At 70.6% G+C, this 19235-nt stretch carries 18 protein-coding genes; 10 read left to right on the top strand and 8 right to left on the bottom strand.

Annotation, left to right across the window (positions count from 1 at the left end; all coding sequences use genetic code 11):
- The first annotated feature begins 21 nt into the window (after positions 1 to 21).
- From ACSLIC_RS01510 to ACSLIC_RS01500, 3 genes are all read left to right on the top strand, one after another.
- A complete protein-coding gene (locus ACSLIC_RS01510; RefSeq protein WP_436735863.1) occupies positions 22 to 252 on the top strand; it encodes a DUF6480 family protein in 231 nt (76 codons plus the stop codon).
- 103 nt (positions 253 to 355) lie between these two features.
- Positions 356 to 940: a cysteine hydrolase family protein gene (locus ACSLIC_RS01505; protein WP_436735862.1), complete on the top strand. Its 585-nt coding sequence runs from the start codon at positions 356 to 358 to the stop codon at positions 938 to 940.
- On the top strand, positions 937 to 1857 hold the full coding sequence (locus ACSLIC_RS01500) for a GlxA family transcriptional regulator (protein WP_436735861.1): 921 nt from the start codon (positions 937 to 939) through the stop codon (positions 1855 to 1857). Before ACSLIC_RS01505 ends, ACSLIC_RS01500 begins: the two co-directional genes overlap by 4 nt.
- A 7-nt stretch (positions 1858 to 1864) precedes the next feature.
- Here the strand turns inward: ACSLIC_RS01500 and ACSLIC_RS01495 are convergent, their stop codons facing one another.
- Positions 1865 to 2647, bottom strand: a complete 783-nt coding sequence (locus ACSLIC_RS01495) for an SAM-dependent methyltransferase (RefSeq protein ID WP_436735860.1) — start codon at positions 2645 to 2647, stop codon at positions 1865 to 1867.
- Between the two features lie 1112 nt (positions 2648 to 3759).
- Between ACSLIC_RS01495 and ACSLIC_RS01490 the strand changes: the two genes are divergently transcribed.
- The gene (locus tag ACSLIC_RS01490) at positions 3760 to 4827 is read left to right on the top strand and encodes a hypothetical protein (protein WP_436735859.1); all 1068 of its coding nucleotides are present in this window, start codon (positions 3760 to 3762) and stop codon (positions 4825 to 4827) included.
- On the opposite strand, the gene ACSLIC_RS01485 is transcribed toward ACSLIC_RS01490, so the two are convergent.
- A complete protein-coding gene (locus ACSLIC_RS01485) occupies positions 4824 to 5573 on the bottom strand; it encodes a GNAT family N-acetyltransferase (RefSeq protein WP_436735858.1) in 750 nt (249 codons plus the stop codon). The two genes, ACSLIC_RS01490 and ACSLIC_RS01485, sit on opposite strands and share 4 nt — an antisense overlap.
- A 16-nt stretch (positions 5574 to 5589) precedes the next feature.
- Complete coding sequence (locus ACSLIC_RS01480) at positions 5590 to 6447, bottom strand: class I SAM-dependent methyltransferase (RefSeq protein ID WP_436735857.1); 858 nt, start codon at positions 6445 to 6447, stop codon at positions 5590 to 5592.
- Between the two features lie 120 nt (positions 6448 to 6567).
- Here ACSLIC_RS01480 and ACSLIC_RS01475 point away from each other — a divergent pair, with 120 nt between their 5' ends.
- Positions 6568 to 8085: a N,N-dimethylformamidase beta subunit family domain-containing protein gene (locus ACSLIC_RS01475; RefSeq protein ID WP_436735856.1), complete on the top strand. Its 1518-nt coding sequence runs from the start codon at positions 6568 to 6570 to the stop codon at positions 8083 to 8085.
- On the opposite strand, the gene ACSLIC_RS01470 is transcribed toward ACSLIC_RS01475, so the two are convergent.
- Both ACSLIC_RS01470 and ACSLIC_RS01465 read right to left on the bottom strand, forming a co-directional pair.
- On the bottom strand, positions 8033 to 8779 hold the full coding sequence (locus tag ACSLIC_RS01470; RefSeq protein ID WP_436735855.1) for an HAD family hydrolase: 747 nt from the start codon (positions 8777 to 8779) through the stop codon (positions 8033 to 8035). The two genes, ACSLIC_RS01475 and ACSLIC_RS01470, sit on opposite strands and share 53 nt — an antisense overlap.
- A gap of 16 nt (positions 8780 to 8795) precedes the next feature.
- The gene (locus ACSLIC_RS01465; RefSeq protein WP_436735854.1) at positions 8796 to 9959 is read right to left on the bottom strand and encodes a serine/threonine protein kinase; all 1164 of its coding nucleotides are present in this window, start codon (positions 9957 to 9959) and stop codon (positions 8796 to 8798) included.
- Positions 9960 to 10270: 311 nt separating this feature from the next.
- Here ACSLIC_RS01465 and ACSLIC_RS01460 point away from each other — a divergent pair, with 311 nt between their 5' ends.
- The 4 genes from ACSLIC_RS01460 to ACSLIC_RS01445 all read left to right on the top strand — a co-directional run bounded on the left by ACSLIC_RS01460 (position 10271) and on the right by ACSLIC_RS01445 (position 14484).
- Positions 10271 to 11563, top strand: coding sequence for an extracellular solute-binding protein (locus tag ACSLIC_RS01460; RefSeq protein ID WP_436735853.1), 1293 nt, complete (start codon positions 10271 to 10273; stop codon positions 11561 to 11563).
- The gene (locus ACSLIC_RS01455; protein ID WP_436735852.1) at positions 11553 to 12467 is read left to right on the top strand and encodes a carbohydrate ABC transporter permease; all 915 of its coding nucleotides are present in this window, start codon (positions 11553 to 11555) and stop codon (positions 12465 to 12467) included. Before ACSLIC_RS01460 ends, ACSLIC_RS01455 begins: the two co-directional genes overlap by 11 nt.
- Positions 12464 to 13318 carry a carbohydrate ABC transporter permease gene (locus ACSLIC_RS01450; protein ID WP_436735851.1) on the top strand — a complete coding sequence of 285 codons (855 nt, stop codon included), beginning with the start codon at positions 12464 to 12466 and terminating at the stop codon, positions 13316 to 13318. Before ACSLIC_RS01455 ends, ACSLIC_RS01450 begins: the two co-directional genes overlap by 4 nt.
- A 65-nt stretch (positions 13319 to 13383) precedes the next feature.
- Positions 13384 to 14484, top strand: a complete 1101-nt coding sequence (locus ACSLIC_RS01445) for a radical SAM protein (RefSeq protein ID WP_436735850.1) — start codon at positions 13384 to 13386, stop codon at positions 14482 to 14484.
- 154 nt (positions 14485 to 14638) lie between these two features.
- On the opposite strand, the gene ACSLIC_RS01440 is transcribed toward ACSLIC_RS01445, so the two are convergent.
- From ACSLIC_RS01440 to ACSLIC_RS01430, 3 genes are all read right to left on the bottom strand, one after another.
- Positions 14639 to 15628, bottom strand: a complete 990-nt coding sequence (locus ACSLIC_RS01440; protein ID WP_436735849.1) for a mevalonate kinase family protein — start codon at positions 15626 to 15628, stop codon at positions 14639 to 14641.
- On the bottom strand, positions 15625 to 16119 hold the full coding sequence (locus ACSLIC_RS01435; protein WP_436735848.1) for an NUDIX domain-containing protein: 495 nt from the start codon (positions 16117 to 16119) through the stop codon (positions 15625 to 15627). Before ACSLIC_RS01435 ends, ACSLIC_RS01440 begins: the two co-directional genes overlap by 4 nt.
- A 65-nt stretch (positions 16120 to 16184) precedes the next feature.
- The gene (locus ACSLIC_RS01430; RefSeq protein WP_436735847.1) at positions 16185 to 17276 is read right to left on the bottom strand and encodes an NAD-dependent epimerase/dehydratase family protein; all 1092 of its coding nucleotides are present in this window, start codon (positions 17274 to 17276) and stop codon (positions 16185 to 16187) included.
- A gap of 219 nt (positions 17277 to 17495) precedes the next feature.
- On the opposite strand from ACSLIC_RS01430, the gene ACSLIC_RS01425 reads away from it, so the two are divergent.
- Positions 17496 to 19148 (top strand): hypothetical protein, encoded by a 1653-nt coding sequence (locus ACSLIC_RS01425; protein ID WP_436735846.1) that lies wholly within the window; start codon positions 17496 to 17498, stop codon positions 19146 to 19148.
- Positions 19149 to 19235: the final 87 nt, after the last annotated feature.

Raw genomic sequence — 19235 nt, 5'->3', positions numbered from 1 at the left:
CCGAACGGGTACAAATACCCCATGAGCGCACACTCGATCACCGCGAAGTCGCGCGTCACCCCCGGAATGAGGGGCGGTGGCGGGCCGCAACCGCAAGAGACACCCCCGGCCGAGGACGGCATCGGAGGCACCGGCCCCCGGGAGACCTACAACCCCACCAAGGGCTGGGCGGGCGGGCCCCTGGCGGCGATCATCGCCGTCAGCCTGCTGATGGCCGGGTTCTTCCTGGCCTACGCGATCATCATCCTCTGAGGCCGGGGCGGGCGCGACGCTCCTGGGGCGTGACCGGATCGTTCCGGAGCGAGCCCCGATCGTGCCTGCCGCAGGGCGGTCTCCGCAGGCCACCCTGGTTCCCATGAACCGCGCCCTCATCGTCATCGACGTCCAGGAATCCTTCCGCGCCCGACCCGGGTGGAGCCGCATGGCCGACCCGGGCATCGCCCGTTCCGTCGACCGCCTGGTGGCACTCGCCCGCGACCGCGGCGACCTCGTCGTCCGCGTTCTGCACTCCGAGCCCGGCACCGGCGACGTCTTCGACCCCGAGCAGGGCCACGTCCGGCCGTTCGCCGAACTCGCCCCGCCGCTGCCCGGCGAACCGCTCCTCACCAAGACCTCGCACAACTGCTTCACCACCACCGGGCTCCAGCGTCTGCTGACGGAGGCCGGTGTGAGCGCGCTGACCGTCTGCGGCATCCGTACCGAGCAGTGCGTGGAGACCACCGCGCGCGTCGGCAGCGACCTCGGCTACGCGGTCACCTTCGTCACCGACGCCACCACCACCGAGGGTGTCGGCGGACTCAGCGCCACCCAGATCGTGGAGCGCACCGAGGCCGTGCTGCGCGACCGGTTCGCCAGGATCGCCACCGTCGCCGAACTGGAGGCCGAAAGGGCGGCCGAGCGCACCACCGGACCCACCGGGCTGGCAGTATCGGCCGGGTGACCCACGTCGTCCTCCTCCTGCTGCCCGGCGTCCACCTGCTCGACCTGGCCGGACCGGCCCAGGTCTTCAGCACCGCCACCGATTTCGGCCACCCGTACCACCTCAGCTACGTCGCCGAGCGCGAGCAGATCGTCAGCGCCCAGGGGCTGCCGCTCTCGGCCACCACCGACTGGCCGCGCCTGGGCGCCGACGACCTGCTGCTCGTCCCCGGCCGCCGCTCGATCCGTCTGGGCGGCGGTCCCTGGTTCGGTCCCCGGGTCCGGGATGGGCTGCGCGCCCACCACGCCGCCGGGGGCACGGTCGCCAGCGTCTGCTCCGGTGCCGGGGCGCTGGGCGAGGCCGGGCTGCTGGACGGGCGGCGCTGCACCACCCACCACGAACTCCAGGACGAGCTGGCCGCACGCCATCCCCGCGCGACCGTGGTCCGCGACGTCCTGTACACCACCGACGACCGGGTGGTCACCTCGGCGGGCATCGCCAGCGGCATCGACCTCGCCCTGCACCTGCTCGCCGAACGCCACGGCCCGGCACTCGCCGCCCGGGTCGCCCGCGGCATGGTCGTCCACGCTCGCCGCAACGGCCACGAACCCCAGGCCAGCGTCATGCTCCGGCACCGCGCCCACCTCGACGACGCCGTCCACCGCACCCAGGACCTGATCGACGCCCGCTTCGTCGAACCCCTGCCGCTGGCCGACCTCGCCGCCGCCGCCCGGGTCAGCCCCCGCACCCTGACCCGGCTCTTCGCCCGGGCCACCGGAGGGCTGACCCCGCTCCGCTACCAGCAGCAGCTACGGCTGGAACACGCCCGCCACCTCATCGGCCAGGGCACCCCTGCCGAGACCGCCGCCCGCGCCGTCGGCTTCAGCGACGCCCGCATGCTCCGCCGCCTGCGGCACCGGGTAGCGGCCGCGGCCTGAGGCACCCCTACGGAACCCGTGCCACCCCCACGTAGAAGCCGCTGCGCTCCCTGACCGGCGCGGGCTCCTTCCGGTACCAGTCGGTCGCCGTGACCAGCCCCGGCGCCGCCAGCTCCAGCCCCGCGAAGAACGGCTCGACCTCGGCACGGGTCCGCATCCGCAGCGGGATGGCGCCCTCCTTGTAGGCGTCCTTGGTGCTGCTCTCCAGCTCGGGGTGCTGGTCGGCGGTGCCGTGTGTGAGGACCAGCCAGCTTCCCGACGGCAGCGCGTCGACCAGCGCCCGCGTGATGCCGTACGGGTCGTCGTCGTCCGGGACGAAATGGAGCAGGGCGATCAGCGACAGGGCGATCGGCCGCTCGAAGTCCAGGACGGAACGGGCGTGGGCGAGGATCGCCTCGGGGTCGCGGACGTCCGCCTCGATGTAGTCGGTGACACCCTCCTCACTGCTGACCAGCAGGGCCTCGGCGTGGCGCAGCACGATCGGGTCGTTGTCCGCGTAGACCACCCGGGCCGAGGGGATGACGGCCTGGACGATCTGGTGGAGGTTGGGCTCGGTGGGGATGCCGGTGCCGATGTCGAGGAACTGGTCGATTCCCCGCTCGGCCAGCCAGGCCGCCGCCCGGTGCATGAAGGCGCGGTTGCGCGCGGCGTTCCCCCGCGCCTCGGCCGGCAGCTTCTCCCCGACCTCCTGGTCGACGAGGTAGTGGTCCTTGCCGCCGAGGAGCCAGTCGTAGACCCGGGCCGGGTGCGGCCGGCTGGTGTCGATCGCGGGCTTGGGCGTTGCCGTCATGGGCTGCTCCGGTGAGGCTCGGAGGTATGGGACGCGGAACGGGCCAGGCGCCGACCCGGCCACCGGCGTCTACCTGAGGGCCGCTCAACTCCCTTGCCTGGCGGGCGAGGTGCGGCACGGCCGGACAGGCGGGCCCCGGTCAGCCGGATTATGTCATCGCTCACCTGCTCGATTCCGCCGGGGCGGACGGCGTCCGGGCCCCGGTGCCTCAAGGAACAGGTCTCCGGGCTGACGGAACGCCTCGCCGCGCGTGACGCGCGGATCGATGGACTCACTGGCTTCAGGGGGCGGGCTCTGTCGCAGCTCGCTGCCCAGAGGATGGAGGTCGAGCGGCTTCGCGAGTCCTGGCCGCGCCGTCGAATGTCCGTGCTCTGCCGAACAGTTCAGGAGCGAGCGTGCCGTCTGGCCCGGGAGTCCGAACGACGCCCGGCCGCCCTGCGGGACGCCGGAACGGTTCCCGATCCCCGTGCCGGGCACGGCGCGGTACGGGTCGTGCGGCTGACCAGCCGTTCCTGGCCGTACGAATGAGCTTGATCGCCGAGCGCGACCAACCCCGCCTTGCGCATCCTGCGGTTGAGCCTGAGCGGCAAGGGGGACAGGGCCGTGACCACCGCGCCCCGATAGGTTGGATCGGGCCGTCACAGCACACGGTGGCCTGCCGTGCACTTCTCGGAAACGTTCCACGGACGAGAGGCGTTCACAGTGCGGCGAACTCTGCGATACCTGCTCTTCGCGGCTGACACCGGTTTCCCGGTCCTCGCTGTGACGGCCGTACAGGGTGTCGCTCGCCTGCCGTTCGCCGCCGCCCTGTACGCCGACGCCGTGATCGGCCTGTGCTGGCTCGTCGGCGAGGCCCTCCTCCTTCGGCGCCGGCCACCGGACCCACCCGGCGACGACGCGCCCGGCTCCGGTCACCATCGCGCCGTACGGTCCTCCACTGACGGTGAGCCCCTTGCCCGGCCTCACCGGGGCAGTCGCTACCGTCTCTGATCCGGCCAAACTCCCGATACACCGGTCCTCGTCCGCCTGTGCTCTGCGAGCATGACCGGCGACCCCTTGCCGAGGAGCACATGTTGACCAAGGTGACCAGGACTCAGGTGAGTTCGGCCGTCATGACCCATCCCGTTCGCCTCGCTCAGGCGCAGGACCTCGCGGACCGGCTGGGGCTCGACAGCCTGGCCCTCGACCCCGATCCGCAGGGCCCGCCCTCCGCCCTGCGCACCGCTCTGGTCGCCTGGTCGGCAGCGTCCCCCGGTGCGAGTCACCACCTCGTCGTCCAGGACGATGTCGAAGGGCCTGCCGAGCTTCTGGAGATCGTCGCCGAGGCCGCTTCCCGGTTCCCTGACGAGGCGCTGGTCTTCTACACCAACTGGCATGCCCGCAATGGTGGTGCCGCTCGCCTCGCCGCACTCGCGGGTGCCTCCTGGGTGCGGGCCGTTCCCGACGAGTTCACTCCGTCCCTCGCCGTGTGTCTGCCGGCAGCGACGGCCGCCGCCTTCCGGGCGTACGCGCAGGGCAGTGCGGAACGGCATGACGACGAACTGTTCTCCGTCTTCTTCCGGGGACGGGGCAGGATGGGCCTGCTCGCCGTGCCGAACATCGTCGAGCACATCGGGACCAGCAGCATCAACGGTCACGCGGCGCAGGGCATCCGGCTCGCGGTCTGTCCCACTTCCGCAGCCGACGCCGGCCCCCTGCTCGCCCGCGGGCGGGTTCTGGAGGAGCCAGGCTGGGTCCCGTACATGCGGTACGGGGAGGGCTACATCCGGCTGCCCGGCCAGGAACGGGACGCCGACGGCGGTCGCGGCCACCACGACTGGCACGAAGCCCTCCCCGCGACCGGGCTCACAGAGGAGAGCATTCACGCCATTCGGAAGGCTCGCCTGCCGGAGGACCTCGCCGCTCAGGTGGCGGGTACCTTCGGCAGGTCCTTCGCCGAGGAGCTGTGGACGCACTGCCTGCTGCTCGGGCGGCAGGCCGCCCGCGCCGCCCGCAGCCTCGGGCCCGCCCTGGGCAACGTGCCCGACGCCGCCGTCAGCAGGATGCGGCGCTCGGCCATCGCCACAGCCGGGCCCGCCGGGCTGCCGCCCGAGCGCCGTCCCGAGGCGGGGCCGCAGGAGGTCCGGGTGATGGCCGCCCTGGCGCAGAGCGCCGTCCGGGCCGGGGAGACGCTGCTCTAGGCGGAGACCTGGTGGGTGATCCACACCCCGGGTTCCCAGTACGTGCCCCGGTCCCGTTCCCGGTCGACGCGGAGCGGTGCGAGTCCGCCGGGGAAGACGTAGTCCCCGTCTTCCGGGAAGGCCATGCCCGTCCAGCCTTCCCACTCGGCCACCGTTCCGGTGATCCGCGAGGAGTGCCCGGATGCCGCCGCGACGGTGCCGCCCGCGCCCACCTGCGTACGGATCCACGGGTCGAACGGGGTTCCGTCCTCGCGGGTCCACACCGCGTACCTCTCGATCGGCGCGAGCGGGTACCGGTCCTTCCAGGTGGGCCTGACGGGTACCAGGACGGTTCTGAGGCCGGCGCGCAGGGCCGTGTCGGTCATCGCGTCGAGCAGGACCTTGGACAGGCCCCTGCCCTGGTGGTCCTCGGCGACCTCGATGCCCAGTGCGCACAGCGCCCCGGGGGCGCGTCCGGCGTCCCGGTCGGCGAAGGCCCGGGCGATCGAGTCGTCCAGGCCCGGGCCGAGATCCGCCGCCGTGCCGTCCCAGCTGCGGGGCAGTGAACGGCCCGCACCGGCGATTACGTCGCGCTCGTCGTCGTACAGGAGGAACTGGAAATCCGGGAACTCGTCGAACAGCCGGTTCCAGTAGTCGTCATTGACGTCGCCGTGCAGGTTGTAGTCGGGCACCACGCCGGCGAACTGGTCCGGGATGCGGTCCCACAGCTCGGGTCGTTGGGTGTGGCGTACCAGCGTCAGGGCCATCGGCTCCGGCTCCTTCCTATGCGGGGACTTCGAGGTCCCAGACGATGACGATGGGCAGTCCGTCCCAGGCGGCGCGGGCCGCGTCCGCGATGTACTCCTCGTATCCGCCGGGTGCGAGCCGTCCGTTGAACACCGGCTCGTGGCAGGCTCGCACGCGCAGACCGGCCCGCCCGAACGCCTCCAGGTAGCGGCCCGGCAGGTGGACGTGGTTGCGGACGAACGCCAGCTCGTCGGAGCCGCGTACGAAGAGGCACTGCCCCTGGAGGGCGATCACGAACGGATGCATATCGGTGACGACGATCCTCCCGCCCGGCCGTACCACCCGGGCGAGTTCCTCCGCGCCCGGGGCGAGTTCCGGCAGATGGGTCATGGCGAGAGAGCAGACAGCCAGGTCGACGGAGTCGTCGTCGAAGGGCAGCTTCTCCAGGTTCCCGAGCCGGAACTCGGCCTCCGGCGCGTTCACGCGGGCCTTGTCCAGCATCTCCGGTGACTGGTCCACACCGATGACGCGGTGGCCCCACTTGGTGAGTGCCCGGGTCTGCCGCCCGGTGCCGCAGGCGGCGTCCAGGGCCACGCCCGGTGCGAGGCCGTCCAGGACCGAAGCGACGACCGGCTCCTCCACCTCGATGTAGGAGCTGGGCAGCGAGTCGTACACCGTCGACCAGGCTGCGTACCCTGTCGCCGCGTCGAGTTCGCTGACGGTGGCGCCACCGTCCGGCAGCAGATTCTCCGCACCGGGCTCCGCGAGAGCGAAACGGCGGATCTCCGCCACCCGTTCCTGGAGGAAGGCGTCGTCGCCGTCCACCGCGTGACGCAGCAGCGCGAGCCCCTCGATGCCCAGCAACAGCTCCCGTACCCGGAATTCACCACTCATACGAGCCCCTTACCGATCTGAGGACGGTTCCGTCTCCTGATGCATTCCGCAGTACCCAGAAGGTTCGAAGGGGATTCAGGGAGAATCCAGCGTGTCCGAAAACTCGGTTGGAATGGCCGGTTGGCCGCACCGTTGTCGCCGGACCGTCGGCTGGCTAGCATGAATCACATGATCGAAGGTTATCTTGAGCGTGAAAGTGTCACCGTCGGCGACGAAATATCGTTACACGTCTCCACCGACTCGCCCCGTTTCCGGCTCCGATTCTACCGGCTCGGCCGGGAACTCGTCCCCGTCGGTGAATCCGGCGAGTACTCCGGCGCTCTGCACGCCGCACCCGCCCACCCCGACGGGTTATCCTGCCTGGCGTCACCCTCCGACGACTGGAACTGGCCGCCTTTCGATTTCACCGTGCCGGAGGATTGGCGGCCGGGAATCCATGTCGTGGAATTCATCGAATGCGGTCGGGGCCTGGCCGTCAACCCGCCGCTGCTGGATGCGGCACACCTTGAGGGGTACGCGCGGGAGTTCTTCGTCGTCCGCCCGCGCGTGCACGGCAGCCGCTCCCGCATCCTCTACAAGAAGTCCACCTTCACCCGGCACGCCTACAACCGGTCCGACCGGCCTGGGACAGAGCGGGGGGCGAGCTTGTACGACCACCCCGTCCACCGGGGCGGCGGGGCCGGCGAACCTCGTGGTCACAAGGTTGCCTTCCACCGGCCGGGTGGTGTCATCGATCTCGCGTACTGGGACGCGCCCTTCGTCGCCTGGCTCGAACGCCACGGCTACCCGGTCGAGTACTGCACCGATCTCGACCTGCACGAGGACCCCGGACTGCTGGCCTCCTACGACCTGCTGCTGAGCGTCGGACACGACGAGTACTGGAGCGAGGCGATGCGTGCCCACGCGGAGGAATTCGTCCGCGGTGGTGGGAACATCGCCTTTCTCAGTGCCAATGCCTGCTGGTGGCGGGTGCATCCGACGGACAGCAATACCGCTTTCGTTTCCGACACCGATCACCACGTCGGCGAGGAATACCCACACCTTCCCGCGACGGACCAGTGGTGGGTGCCCGCGCCCGACGGCGTGGGCAGGCCGGAGAACTCGCTCACCGGGGTGAGTTTCCGTAACGGGGGAATGTGGCCCGCCACCGAATGGCCTGGAGACCGGCCCCGCATCGGATACACCGTGCAGCATGCCGACCACTGGATATACGAGGGGACGGGGCTGCGCGACGGATCAGGAGGAGGTGTGCCGGACCGCCTGGGCGCCGGAACACCCCTCATCGGATACGAATGCGACGGCGCCGCTTTCGCGTACAACGCCGACGGAATCGCCTGCGCCACCGGAGAGGACGGAACCCCCGACTCGTTCCTCATTCTCGGGATCTACGTCCTCGAACCGGTGCATGAGGATTTCCACCACTTCAAGTGGGGCCACTGGAACGGGCCCGTGCGCGAGACGACCCTCAGCAGTCCCCGTGCCGCCACCATGGGCCTCTACACCGCCGGCGGCACGGTCTTCACGGCCGGCACCACGGACTGGCCGGTGGTCTGCGGGCACGAGCAGGACCCGGCCGTCGTCCGGGTCACCCGCAACCTCCTGGACCGCCTGCGTCACAGGGCCCCGTCACCCCGGTGAGCAGGTCCCTCAGATCGGTGATCCGCGCCGCCCCGGCGGGCAGGGGCGGCGCGGCGCCCTCCACCGCCCGGTCGGGACGGTGCACGTGTACGGCCCGCATCCCCGCCGCCAGCGGGCCGAGTACGTCGGGCACCCACATGTCCCCGACGAAGAGGACCCGCCCGGGCGGCAGCGCGCACCGGTCCAGCAGTTCGCGGTAGATCAGCGGGTGCGGCTTGCGTGCTCCCGCTCGGGCGGAGCCCACCATCACGTCGACGGAACCGCCGAGTCCGGTCTCCTCGACGTGCTCCTCCAGGTTCCAGAACCAGTTGGAGCACACCCCGACGAGGAGTCCCCGGTTCCGCAGGGCCGCCAGGACTCCGGGCACGTCCGGGAAGAGTTCCAGCCGGACGGCCTTCATCGCCCGGTCCAGCTCGTCCACCAGCTCGTCGAGCGCCTCTTCCGGAACGCCGCAGGACTGTGCCCGGCGCCGCAGCCGGCCGCGTTCCCACGCCGTGTACGCGGCCTCGTCGGCCGAGTGCGCGGTGTGTTCCTCACCCTCGCCGGGGCCCACCGACCACTGGTCGCCCCAGAGCTCGCCCTGGTCCGCCAGCCCCCGGCGGGCGAAGATGCCGTGGTGATCGGGAGGGAGCGGCTCCACCATCCGTACCAGGGTGCCGTAGAAGTCGAAGACGACCGCGCCGATCCCGTCCACCAGTACCGGTCCGGTCCTAGAAACGGCCGTGCCTGCGCGGGAAGTAGTCCTGCAGTGCGCCGTCCCGCTCGATGTCGACGGTCGCGCAGTGCAGCCCGCCGCCGAACGGCCCGACCGCCCGGAACGGCACGGGCACGATCTCGAAGCCGTACGACGACAGTTGGTCCGCGAGCCGGACCTCCTTCTCCTCGATGCACAGGGTGTTCTCGTCGAGGTTCAGCATGTTCCCGGCGAGCCACGGACTGCTGAAGGACAGCTTGGGCGGGTGGTCCCAGCTGGCCGGCTGCACGGCTTCGACGATCTCCCAGTCGTTGAGCCTGAAGAACTTCATCAGCTCGGCGTCGGCGAGCCGCTCGCCGCAGTGCAGCACGAGTCCGGGCCGCAGCGGCACCCAGGTCGCGTCGATGTGCAGCGGGTGGGTGTTGGTCGAGGTCACCGCGTGCACCCTGTGGTCGGGGAAGTGCCGCCGCAGCCAGTCGTAGCCGCTCCTGTTGGTGACGAACGACAGCTGCACGAACAGGTCCTTGCCGAACCGGGCCACGTCGGCGGCGTCGAACAGCGGCTCGGCTTCGGTGAGGACCAGGTCGTAGTCGCGGACGCGGGCCAGTTGTACGTCGGTCGGCAGGTCGTTGTAGGTGTCCCAGAACCCGGTCTTGTACGAGGCGTCCGTGAGGCGCGGTTTGGGCGCGGCTTCCCAGCGCATCCGGTCGTCGGCGTCGAAGAGTTCCTGGAGAACCGGCCGGTAGCTCAGGTACTCGAACCAGCGGCTGCGGTACGACATGGTCGCTTCCAGGACCTCGCTGCCTACCGTGAGGAGCAGGTCGCGGGGAGGCATGCAGCCGAACATCGAGTCGTGTGTCCACTCCGGCGTGCCCACTTGCTGGGTGAAGTCGACGGGTGTGGGGCGGTCCACGCGGATGCCGCGCCGACGCAGCATGGCAGCGAAGTCGTCGAGCTGCTGCTCGGCCTCCGCCACCATGTCGGCCGGCATCGGGCCGTGCGTTCCCAGCGGGAAGCCGTCGTCAGGGTAGTCCCGGCGCACCGCATGCTCGGGGGCCTGCACCACCGTGCCCTCCGCGCGACCGACGATCACATGCCGCAGCGGGTCCCAACCGTTCCAGGAGTTGACCCGCACCGGGCGGGCGGGGATGTCGGGTCCGGTCGTCCTGTGCTCGGTCACGTACAAGCCCTTCGGTCGAAAGTCGCGGGGGCGCCGCTGGGGCAAACCTGCGCCACCGGATCGTCACCGTCAAGAGTCACTCCGTCGCTGATCGTCGCGTTCGCGTCAGGGTGGCCGGAGTCCGGCCCACTCGTCCTTGGGGCGGGCGGCGTTCTCGCAGCGCAGCGGCGCGGCGGGTATGCGTGGCGGGGTGGTGACCGCAGTCTTCCGGCCGAAATCCCTTCGTGTCGGGCGGAGACGCGATCAGCTGGGTAGGCACAGATGCGGTCGCCGACCGCATGAGCCCCGACGTACCCGCACGGAGGATTCCGATGGCACTGCGCATGCTCGGCCGGTGCCTGGTTCTGGGAACCCTCCTGTGGACGGTGGTGGGGTGTGGTTCCTCGGACACCGACGGCTCCGCCGAGGGAGAGGGCGGGGACAAGCTGACGGTGTGGCTTGCGGTGGATGCCAGGGAGAGCTGGCCGAAGCTGGTCGCCTCCGCCAACAGCCGGTTCGCGAAGGAGCACCCGGGGGTGAAGGTGGATGTCCAGTACCAGCAGTGGACGACGAAGAACCAGAAACTCGACGCGGTCCTCGCCGGACAGAACGCTCCCGACGTGGTGGAGATGGGCAACAGCGAGACCACCAACTACATCGTCAACGACGCCTTCGCGCCGCTGGACCCAAAGGGTTTCGACCATTCCGGGCAGTGGCTGCCGGCGCTCGCGGACGCCTGCCGCCACGACGGCCGGACCTACTGCGTGCCGTACTACGCGGGCGCGCGGATCGGCATCTACCGCACCGACTACTTCGGGCAGGCGGGAATCACCCAGGCTCCGCGCACCTATCCCGAACTGATCTCCGCTCTGGACCGGCTGAAGGAGGAGTTCGGTTCCAAGAACCCCCGGTTCTCGGCGTTCTACCTGCCCGGCCGCTACTGGTATGCCGCCATGGCCTTCGTCAAGGACGCCGGCGGTGAGATGGCGGTCGAGGAGGACGGCCGCTGGCACGGCGCCCTCTCGTCGCCGAAGTCGGTCGCCGGACTCACCACCTGGAAGAAGCTTCTGGACGACTACTACGTGGGTGACCGGGCCAAGGACAACAGCGACCAGCCGGCTGTCGTCGGCCAGGGCAGAGTCGGCGTGTTCTACGGAAACACCTGGGAGGCGCAGGCGGCCACCGACTCCCGCTCCGGCGGAGACCCCGGGCTGAAGGGGAAGTTCGCCACCTTGGCCTTCCCCGGCCCGTCCGGGGAGCTGCTGCCGCCGTTCCTCGGAGGCTCCACCCTGGCCGTGCCCGCCAAGTCGGCGAACAAGGACCTCGCCGCGGACTGGATCCGTATCTTCACCGACCGGAAGTCCCAGCGGCAGCTGATCGCCGCCAACACTCTGCCCAACAACACCGTCCAGCTCGCCGACGTCGCCGCCGGCGGCGTCAACGGTCCGGCGGCCCAGGCCGCCACCCGTGGCTGGGTCACCCCCCTCGCGCCCGGCTGGACCTCGGTGGAGAAGTCCAACATCCTGCCCGCGATGCTGGAGCGCATCGCCACCGGCAAGGCATCCGTCCAGGACGCCGCGCGGGAGGCGGACCGCAGGATCGACGCCGTGATCAATGAGCGCTGACCCAATCCGGCGCCGCCCGCGCCCTCTGCTGCCGTATCTCCTGATCGCGCCGACCGTGCTTGCGCTTCTCGTGGTCCTCGGCTACCCGCTGGCCGACATGGTGACCCTGGCGTTCCAGGACATGACCCGCAGAGAGCTGTTCAGTGGCGCGGCGCCGCCCTTTGCCGGGCTGCGGCAGTTCCGAACGATCCTCGGCGACGGGTTCTTCTGGACGGTGGCGGCCCGCACCGTGCTGTTCGCCGTGGTGTGCGTGACCCTGACCATGGTGCTCGGCCTGCTCGCCGCCCTGCTGATGCGGCGGACGTCGACATGGGTGCGGGCGTTGTTGACCACCGTGCTCGTCGCCGTGTGGGCGATGCCGGTGATGGTGGCGGCGGCCGTCTTCCGCTGGCTCTTCGACGCGGACTACGGCGTGATCAACTGGCTGCTGTCACAGCTGCCCGGGGTCGATCTCGACCGGCACAACTGGTTCACCGACCCCTGGCAGGGCTTCGCCGTGATCACCGCGGTCGTCGTCTGGGGAGCGCTGCCGTTCGCCGCCATCACCCTGCGGGCAGCGCTCGCCCAGATCCCGCCGGAACTGGAGGAGGCCGCCCTCATCGACGGCGCCCGGCCGTGGCAGGTCTTCCGGTATGTCACCTTCCCCGCCGTCAAACCGGTGTTCGTAGTGGTCACGACACTGATGGCCATCTGGGACTTCGGGGTTTTCAACCAGGTGTGGCTGATGCGCGGGGCCCAGCCCGAACGCGAGTACTACCTGCTCGGCGTGTACTCCTTCATCGAGTCGTTCGCCGTCAACCGCTACAGCACCGGGGCCGCCATCGCCGTGGTCACGGTCGTCCTGCTGCTCGCCGGGGCCGTGGTCTACCTGAGGCAGATGCTGCGGCTGGGAGAGACCGAATGAGACCAGGACCGCGGCGCAACACCCGGCCGGGACAGCCGTCCCGGCGCCGCTACGACGTTCTCGGCGTCCTTGTGGCCGCCGTCGTCGGCTTCCCCGTCTACTGGATGGTCCTCACGGCGTTCCGGCCCGCGAGCGAGATCCTCAGCCTGCCACCGGAGTTCTGGCCCAGCCACGCCACACTCGACAACTTCGCGCGAGCGATGCGCACGGAGAACTTCTGGGCCAACGTCCGCTCCAGCGTCGTCATCGGAATCGGCACCGTCCTCGCCTCCCTGCTGGTCGGCGCCCTCGCCGCGTTCGCCCTCGCCCGTTTCCGCTTCGCCGGCCGCAAGGCGTTCGTCGTAGTGATCCTCACCGTCCAGATGATCCCCCTGGCGGCCCTCATCATCCCGATCTACCTGTTGCTGAACGAAGCGGGTCTCACGGACAGTCTCGCCGGCGTCATCCTCACCTACCTCGTCTTCACCTTGCCGTTCACGGTGTGGATGCTGCGCGGCTTCGTCGCCGCCATCCCGGTGGAGCTGGAGGAGGCGGCGATGGTCGACGGCTGCGGCCGGCTCGGCGCGTTCGTCCGCGTCGTGTTGCCGCTGCTCGCCCCCGGCCTGGTCGCCACCTCGGTCTTCGCGATGGTGCAGGCGTGGAACGAGTACGTCCTTGTCTACGTCCTGCTGTCCACTCCGGAGAAGCAGACCCTCAGTATCTGGCTGGTCTCCTTCCAGACCAGTTTCGGCACCGATTACGGCGGACTGATGGCCGGAGCCACGCTCACCGCCCTGCCCGTCGTGGTCTTCTTCCTGATGCTCCAGCGCAAGATCGCCGCGGGACTAGCCAGCGGAGCGGTCAAGGGCTGAGCCCTTGACCCGCCCCAGGACCGCCCGCCCGCGACACCCTTTCCCACCCCGTGGAGGAGAACACCGTGACGCACGACCGCCTCGACCTCGTCGCCAAGCTGTACCAGCCCTCCGGCTGGCCCCGGGTCCTACAGGCCGCTTCCGGTACGCCCTCCAGCGCCCCGCTCGTCGTGGACCTCGACCCGACCACGTTCTGCGACCTCGCCTGCCCCGAGTGCATCAGCGGAAAGCTCCTCAACCAGGGCCGGTTCACCCCGGAACGGCTCGCCACGCTCGCCGAGGAACTCGTCGCCCTGTCCGTGCGGGCCGTGGTCCTCATCGGCGGCGGGGAGCCCCTCGCGCACAAGGGCACCCGCCGGGTCTTACGCATCCTCGGCGAGGCCGGCCTGGCCGTCGGAGTCGTCACCAACGGCACCATGATCAGGCAGAACCTCGCCGAGCTCGCCCAGTACGCCACCTGGGTCCGCGTCTCCCTCGACGCCGGCACCGCCGAGACCTACGGCCTGTTCCGCCCCGACCGCAAGGGCCGCAGCGTCTTCGACAAGGTGATCGGGAACATGCGGCTGCTCGCCTCCGAGAAGAAGGGGGCCCTCGGCTACTCCTTCCTCGTGATGTCACGCAGGGAATCCGACGGCCGCGTAGTCACCAACCACCACGAGGTGCTGCGCGCAGCCGAACTCGCCCACGACATCGGCTGCGACTACTTCGAGACCAAGGCCATGTTCGACGACGAGCACCACATCGTGCAGGTCCCCGAAGAGATGCTGGAATCCGTCGACCGCCAGCTCGCCGAGGCCGCCCGCCTGGAGAGCGACCGGTTCCAGCTCGTCAACTCCTCCACCCTCACTTCCCTGCGTACCCGTGTCGGCGCCGTCCAGCCCAAGGACTACCACCGCTGCCGGACAGCCGAACTCCGCACCCTCATCACCCCCTCCGGGGTGTACGTGTGCTCCTACCACCGGGGCAACCCGCTGGCCAAGATCGGCGACGCCGTCACCGACCACCTCGCAGACATCTGGCAGGACTCGGACCGGGGCGTCGTCGACCCGAGCAGGGACTGCCGCTTCCACTGCGCGCGGCACCGCTCCAACCTGGAGCTGGAGCGCATAGATCGCCGTGAGACCGGTGAGTTGCCGCTCGCGCAGGACTACGACCCCTTCATCTGACGCCCCGGCAGGCCACGACCGAGTGCCGGCAACGCCGGCGTCCGGCGCCGCGGTGTGAGCGCCCGGCGCCGTAGACCGCCCAGCGGTCTACGGCGAGGCGACTGCTGCCTGCGGCCCCGTGCGATTCTGGCTTGCCGACACCGACGGCAGCGGATCAGCAGTGAGCCCCACCGGTTGCGCCCGGCTGCCATCCGCCGGCGACCGGCACCCGGCGGGCCCCCGGGGCGGCAGGCGTCGGTATAACCCTGGCCTGCGGGTGGCGGACGCTCAGCGCCCGCGTCAGACGCGCCGCCGTCTCCTCCACCGTGTCGGCCGGGCAGACGCCCACCAGTGCACCGCCTCCGCCGGCCCCGCTGAGCTTCAGCGGCAGGTCGGCGGCGCGCAGTGCGAGAGACCGCAGTTCCTCCAGGAGCGGTGTCGACATCCGCTGGTGGTCCCGCATGGCCTCGTGGGCCCGGACCATCGCTGCCCCGAGTCCGGGCAGGTCCCGGTCGCGCAGCGCCTCCCACACCTGCACCGACGCCTCGTCGGCCACTGCCCGGTAGGCGACGAGTTCGGGGTCGCGGGCTGCGAGCTGTGCCCGCACGTCACGGATGTGGTGCCTGGTGTTCTTGCGGGTGCCGGAGTCCACGACGATGACCCGCCACTCGTCCGGGAACTCCAGTTGCTCCCGCACGGCCGGGAGCCCGTGTTCGCGGCCTTCGAGGAGCAGCGCACCTCCCTCGACGACCGCGAGGTGGTCCATGCCGCCGCCGTGGAAGACGGCGAACTCGAACTCGTACGCCCACTGGGCGATCATGTCGTCGCCGATGTGCCGGCCCGTGAACGACGGGTCCGTGAACACCCGGAACAGCGCCACGATCCGTGCTGTGGACGACGACAGGCCGCTTGCCGCGGGCGCCTCACTGCGCACGGTGACGGCGGGCGGGCGCGGGGCGAGGCCGGTCAGCCGCTCGCGCAGGAACGCCCACACCTCCCGCGACCATTCGTCCGCCGCCTGCGTGTGCGAAGGCCCGGCCTCCGCGGTCGTCGTCAACGAGAGTGCGACGCTGACCGAGTGACCGCCGCCCAGCCAGTCCAGGTCCTCTCCGGACAGGCAGGCCCGGCAGGGCACCACCGCGTGTATCGGATGTGTGGGGATCACCGGGCCTGAAACCTTCCCTCCGCGCGGAACCTCTCGTACATGGACAGCACCACCGCCGTCGGCGGATGCAGCGGCTGGAGCGGGGCGTCGAGCGGCCTGAACACGGCCTGGCGCACCTCGTCGACGCCCGGGGACAGCTCCCCCGACCAGCGGTGGGTGACGAAGCAGAGCGCGAAACAGTGCGTGATGTCCCCGTTCGGGTAGGTCAGGGTGTGCACTCGCGGATCGGACAGCGACCCGAACGCCACCAGGTCCTCCCGCTCCACCCGCAGACCGGTCTCCTCGGCGACCTCCCGCACGGCGGCGTCCGCGAAGTCACCGCCCTCCTCACAGGAACCGGCCGGAAGCTCCCACACCCCGGTGTCCACGCGCTGCTGGAACAGCCCGCGGCCCTCGGAGTCGATCAGCAGCACCTGCGCTCCGGGCACCAGCAGCGTCCGGGAGCCGACCTTCTGGCGCAGCGACCAGATATACGAACCGGTGTAACTCATGCCGTGCGTGTCTCCTCCGTCGCCGTACCCGCGTGCAGCGGGCCTGTCCGGTACGTGACAGCCCCTCACACCACGCCCGTCGCTCCCGCCAGCCAGCGCGGGGTGGCCTCCGGTGTGGCGAGCAGCCATCGCACGTACCGGTCCACACCCTCTCGGACACCGATGCCCGACTGCCAGCGCAGCAGTTCCCGGGCGCGTTCGGTCGAGGCGTAGCCGCCGAGCGGGTCCCCCTCCGGTCGTGGGGTGATGATCCGCCGCGCCCCGGGGAAGTACGGAGCGATCAGGTCGGCGACCTCGCGAACCGATGTGGGGGTGCCCGTACCGATGTTGACGGTCTGCGCGGCCATCTGCTCCTCGGTCAGGGCAAGTGCGGTGGCCTCGGCGATGTCGTCGACGTGGACGAGGTCACGGACCTGGACACCGCCGCCGTTGAGCCGCATCGGCCGGCCCAGGCGCGCCTGGAGGGAGAGCCAGGGCACCATCCAGGAGTGGCTGCCCTGCTTGGGGATCTGAGGCTCCCCGTATACGGAGAAGTAGCGCACCACCGCGTACTCGGTGCCGCTGGAGGCGTTCAGCATCAGCCTGGTCTGGTGCTCGGCCCAGAGCTTGGAGTTGGCGTACACGGACACCGGGAAGAGCGGCTGGTCCTCATGGAAGACCCGCGGCCCCTCGTCGGCCGGTGTGCCGTCGCCGTATACGGAGGCGGAGGAGACCAGCACGAGCCGGCGGACGGGGTGCCGGGCGGCCTGCTCCAGGACGACCTGGGTGCCCTCGACATTGGCGCGGAAGGCGATGTCGGGCCTTCGGGTGCAGGCCGCGACATCCGCGTAAGCGGCGGCGTGGACCACGAAGTCGGCCCCCCGCAGCAGGGCGCCGACGGTGTCGGCGTCGCGGACGTCGCCGACGACCACGCGGGCGTTGCCCCGGGTCGCGCCGAAGAGCTCGTGGCCGGGCTCGGGGTAGGCGTCCATGCGGTCCAGGACGGTGACGGTGGCCCCGGATCTCTGCAGCACGGCGACCAGCCTGCTGCCGACGAGGCCGCCGCCACCCGTCACGACGACGCGGGCGTCGCGGAGCTTGTCGAGCCGGGAGCGGACGGTCTCCTCGGCGACGTCGGCGGTGGCGGCTGCGGCGGACATGCTGGGTAAGGCGGGCATGTGAGCCCCTTTCCGGTGGCAGGCAGGAAGGCACGCGGTCCACGGACCCCGGCGCGCCGGGGCCTCAGCATTCAGCGCTGATCGCCCACCTGCCAGAGGGCCATTTCGGCACTCTTGCGGCGTGCCCGCGCCCTCCGTACTGTCCGGGACTGGCTGACGGACACGGGCCTCGCCCCCGTACCCGGTACGGCCTGGACCGATCCGGAAGGCGGAGGACATATGGCACGGCAACGACTCAGCGCGGTGGTCATGACGCACCCCAGACGCCGAGCGGCGGCCGAGAAGCTGGTGCTCAGCGCGCCGCCCGGCCTGCTTCGGGTCGTCATGGACCCCGACCCCACCGGCACGCCCTCGGTGCTGCGCACCGCGCTCGCCGCGTGGTCGGCGATCGAGGACGGAGCCACACATCAACTGGTGGTTCAGGACGACATGACGTTGTCCGAGTTCTTCTTCGACCGGGTCCGGTCCGCGATCGAGGAGCAGCCCGACGCGGCTCTGGCCCTGTTCGCCCTGTGGGACTCCCGCAATGGGGCGGCCGTGCGCTGGGGGGCGATGGCGGGAGCCCGCTGGGTCGGCGCCGTCAACGAGTACTTCCCGTGCGTGGCCATCGTGCTGCCACGCACGGTCGCGGAGGGATTCGTCGCATACGGCCGGCCCCGGCTCGGCGGCTGGCCCGACGACATCCTGATGTACCGCTACCTACACGCCGCCGGCGTCCCGCGCTACGTCGCCGTCCCCAACCTCGCCGAGCACCAGGACCACGGCTCCATCTCCGGAAACGCCTTCCGCGGCCCACGCCGTTCGGTCTGCTTCCTGCCGGGGGACCGGCCGGACACGGAGGGCCGGACCGTCTCGGCTCCGGCCGCGCTGCCGTTGTTCAAGTACGGCGTTGCGCAGTGCGCGGTCCGCGTCCCGGGTCCCGGCCCGGAACGCCGGCTGCACCTGGGCACCGAGCAGTACCTCCGCGGCGCCGGACTGCCCGCATCGCTCCTGCGCCCACCCGGCGCCGGATCCGCTGGGGCCGATGTACGCGGGACCTGGCTGACCGCCCTGGCCATGGGCTTCGAAGCGGCCCGCGCCGGACTCCCCGCACCGTCCCCGGAGTCGGAGGCCTACGCGGAGTCGGTGGCCACGATCGGCACCGGCGGCATCAGCAACACCAGTACGGAGGAACACCTCGCGCAACGCCGCGAACCCCTGACAGAGGTGGCACGCCGCGCACTCGACGCCGGACGTGAAGCCGCCGCCGCACACCGCTCAGGTCCACGCCCACGACGACAGGGTGGCCTCGTCTGGCGAGCGGCGGCGAACCCCCTTGGCGAGCACATCGCCCGCAGACTGGCCGACCTCCGGGAGCGATCCGACGCCGTGATCGACCTGACACGCCTCCAGACAGCCGAACCCGCGGTCATCATCCGCCCGCACGACGACCCCGTCCCCTACTCACTGACCGTGGGCGAGGTGTACGGACCCGGCTGCTCCCGTCACACACCGATCGGCCGCATGGTGTGGGACGCGCTGCGCAGCCACCCCGTCACGGTCGACGGGCCCCCGGACGCCGAGGTCCATCCCCTCCACGTCAACGACCTCGCCGACGCCATCGCGGCGGTTCTGCGTACCCGGCCGGCGAACCATGACCTCACGGCCGTATCCGAGAAGCCATGCACAGCGGCCGAACTGGCTCAGGCCGTCCATGACACCGTACGGCCCGTACCGATACAGGCGGCACCGGGCGAAGAGCCCGGGTGGCACACTCCGGCCGACGAGGCCGGACAACCAGCCGGCTGGAAGCCCTCCACGGGCCTGCCCTGGGGGCTGCACACCTTCGCCCAGTGGCTCGCCTACGAGGGAGTCCTGATCGAACCGAGCTGACCGCGGGTCGATGCCGATCGTGGTCTGAAGTGAACCGCCCCGGGTCCGGTAGAGATCTCAGATTGTGGTGGTGACCTGGGGTTTTGT

The organism is Streptomyces sp. BBFR102 (assembly GCF_051397025.1).
Classification (GTDB): Bacteria; Actinomycetota; Actinomycetes; order Streptomycetales; family Streptomycetaceae; genus Streptomyces.
The sequence above is the reverse complement of the archived record's forward strand: the minus strand, read 5'-3'. Positions and strand labels throughout refer to the sequence as shown.

Bases quoted from the DNA above. Each gene is read 5' to 3' on its own strand.
- ACSLIC_RS01455 (WP_436735852.1), top strand. From the start codon at position 11,553: ATGAGCGCTGACCCAATCCGGCGCCGCCCGCGCCCTCTGCTGCCGTAT.
- ACSLIC_RS01450 (WP_436735851.1), top strand. From the start codon at position 12,464: ATGAGACCAGGACCGCGGCGCAACACCCGGCCGGGACAGCCGTCCCGG.
- ACSLIC_RS01510 (WP_436735863.1), top strand. From the start codon at position 22: ATGAGCGCACACTCGATCACCGCGAAGTCGCGCGTCACCCCCGGAATG.
- ACSLIC_RS01490 (WP_436735859.1), top strand. From the start codon at position 3,760: ATGACCCATCCCGTTCGCCTCGCTCAGGCGCAGGACCTCGCGGACCGG.
- ACSLIC_RS01460 (WP_436735853.1), top strand. From the start codon at position 10,271: ATGGCACTGCGCATGCTCGGCCGGTGCCTGGTTCTGGGAACCCTCCTG.
- ACSLIC_RS01505 (WP_436735862.1), top strand. From the start codon at position 356: ATGAACCGCGCCCTCATCGTCATCGACGTCCAGGAATCCTTCCGCGCC.
- ACSLIC_RS01430 (WP_436735847.1), bottom strand. From the start codon at position 17,276: ATGCCCGCCTTACCCAGCATGTCCGCCGCAGCCGCCACCGCCGACGTC.
- ACSLIC_RS01435 (WP_436735848.1), bottom strand. From the start codon at position 16,119: ATGAGTTACACCGGTTCGTATATCTGGTCGCTGCGCCAGAAGGTCGGC.
- ACSLIC_RS01495 (WP_436735860.1), bottom strand. From the start codon at position 2,647: ATGACGGCAACGCCCAAGCCCGCGATCGACACCAGCCGGCCGCACCCG.
- ACSLIC_RS01480 (WP_436735857.1), bottom strand. From the start codon at position 6,447: ATGAGTGGTGAATTCCGGGTACGGGAGCTGTTGCTGGGCATCGAGGGG.
- ACSLIC_RS01485 (WP_436735858.1), bottom strand. From the start codon at position 5,573: ATGGCCCTGACGCTGGTACGCCACACCCAACGACCCGAGCTGTGGGAC.
- ACSLIC_RS01425 (WP_436735846.1), top strand. From the start codon at position 17,496: ATGGCACGGCAACGACTCAGCGCGGTGGTCATGACGCACCCCAGACGC.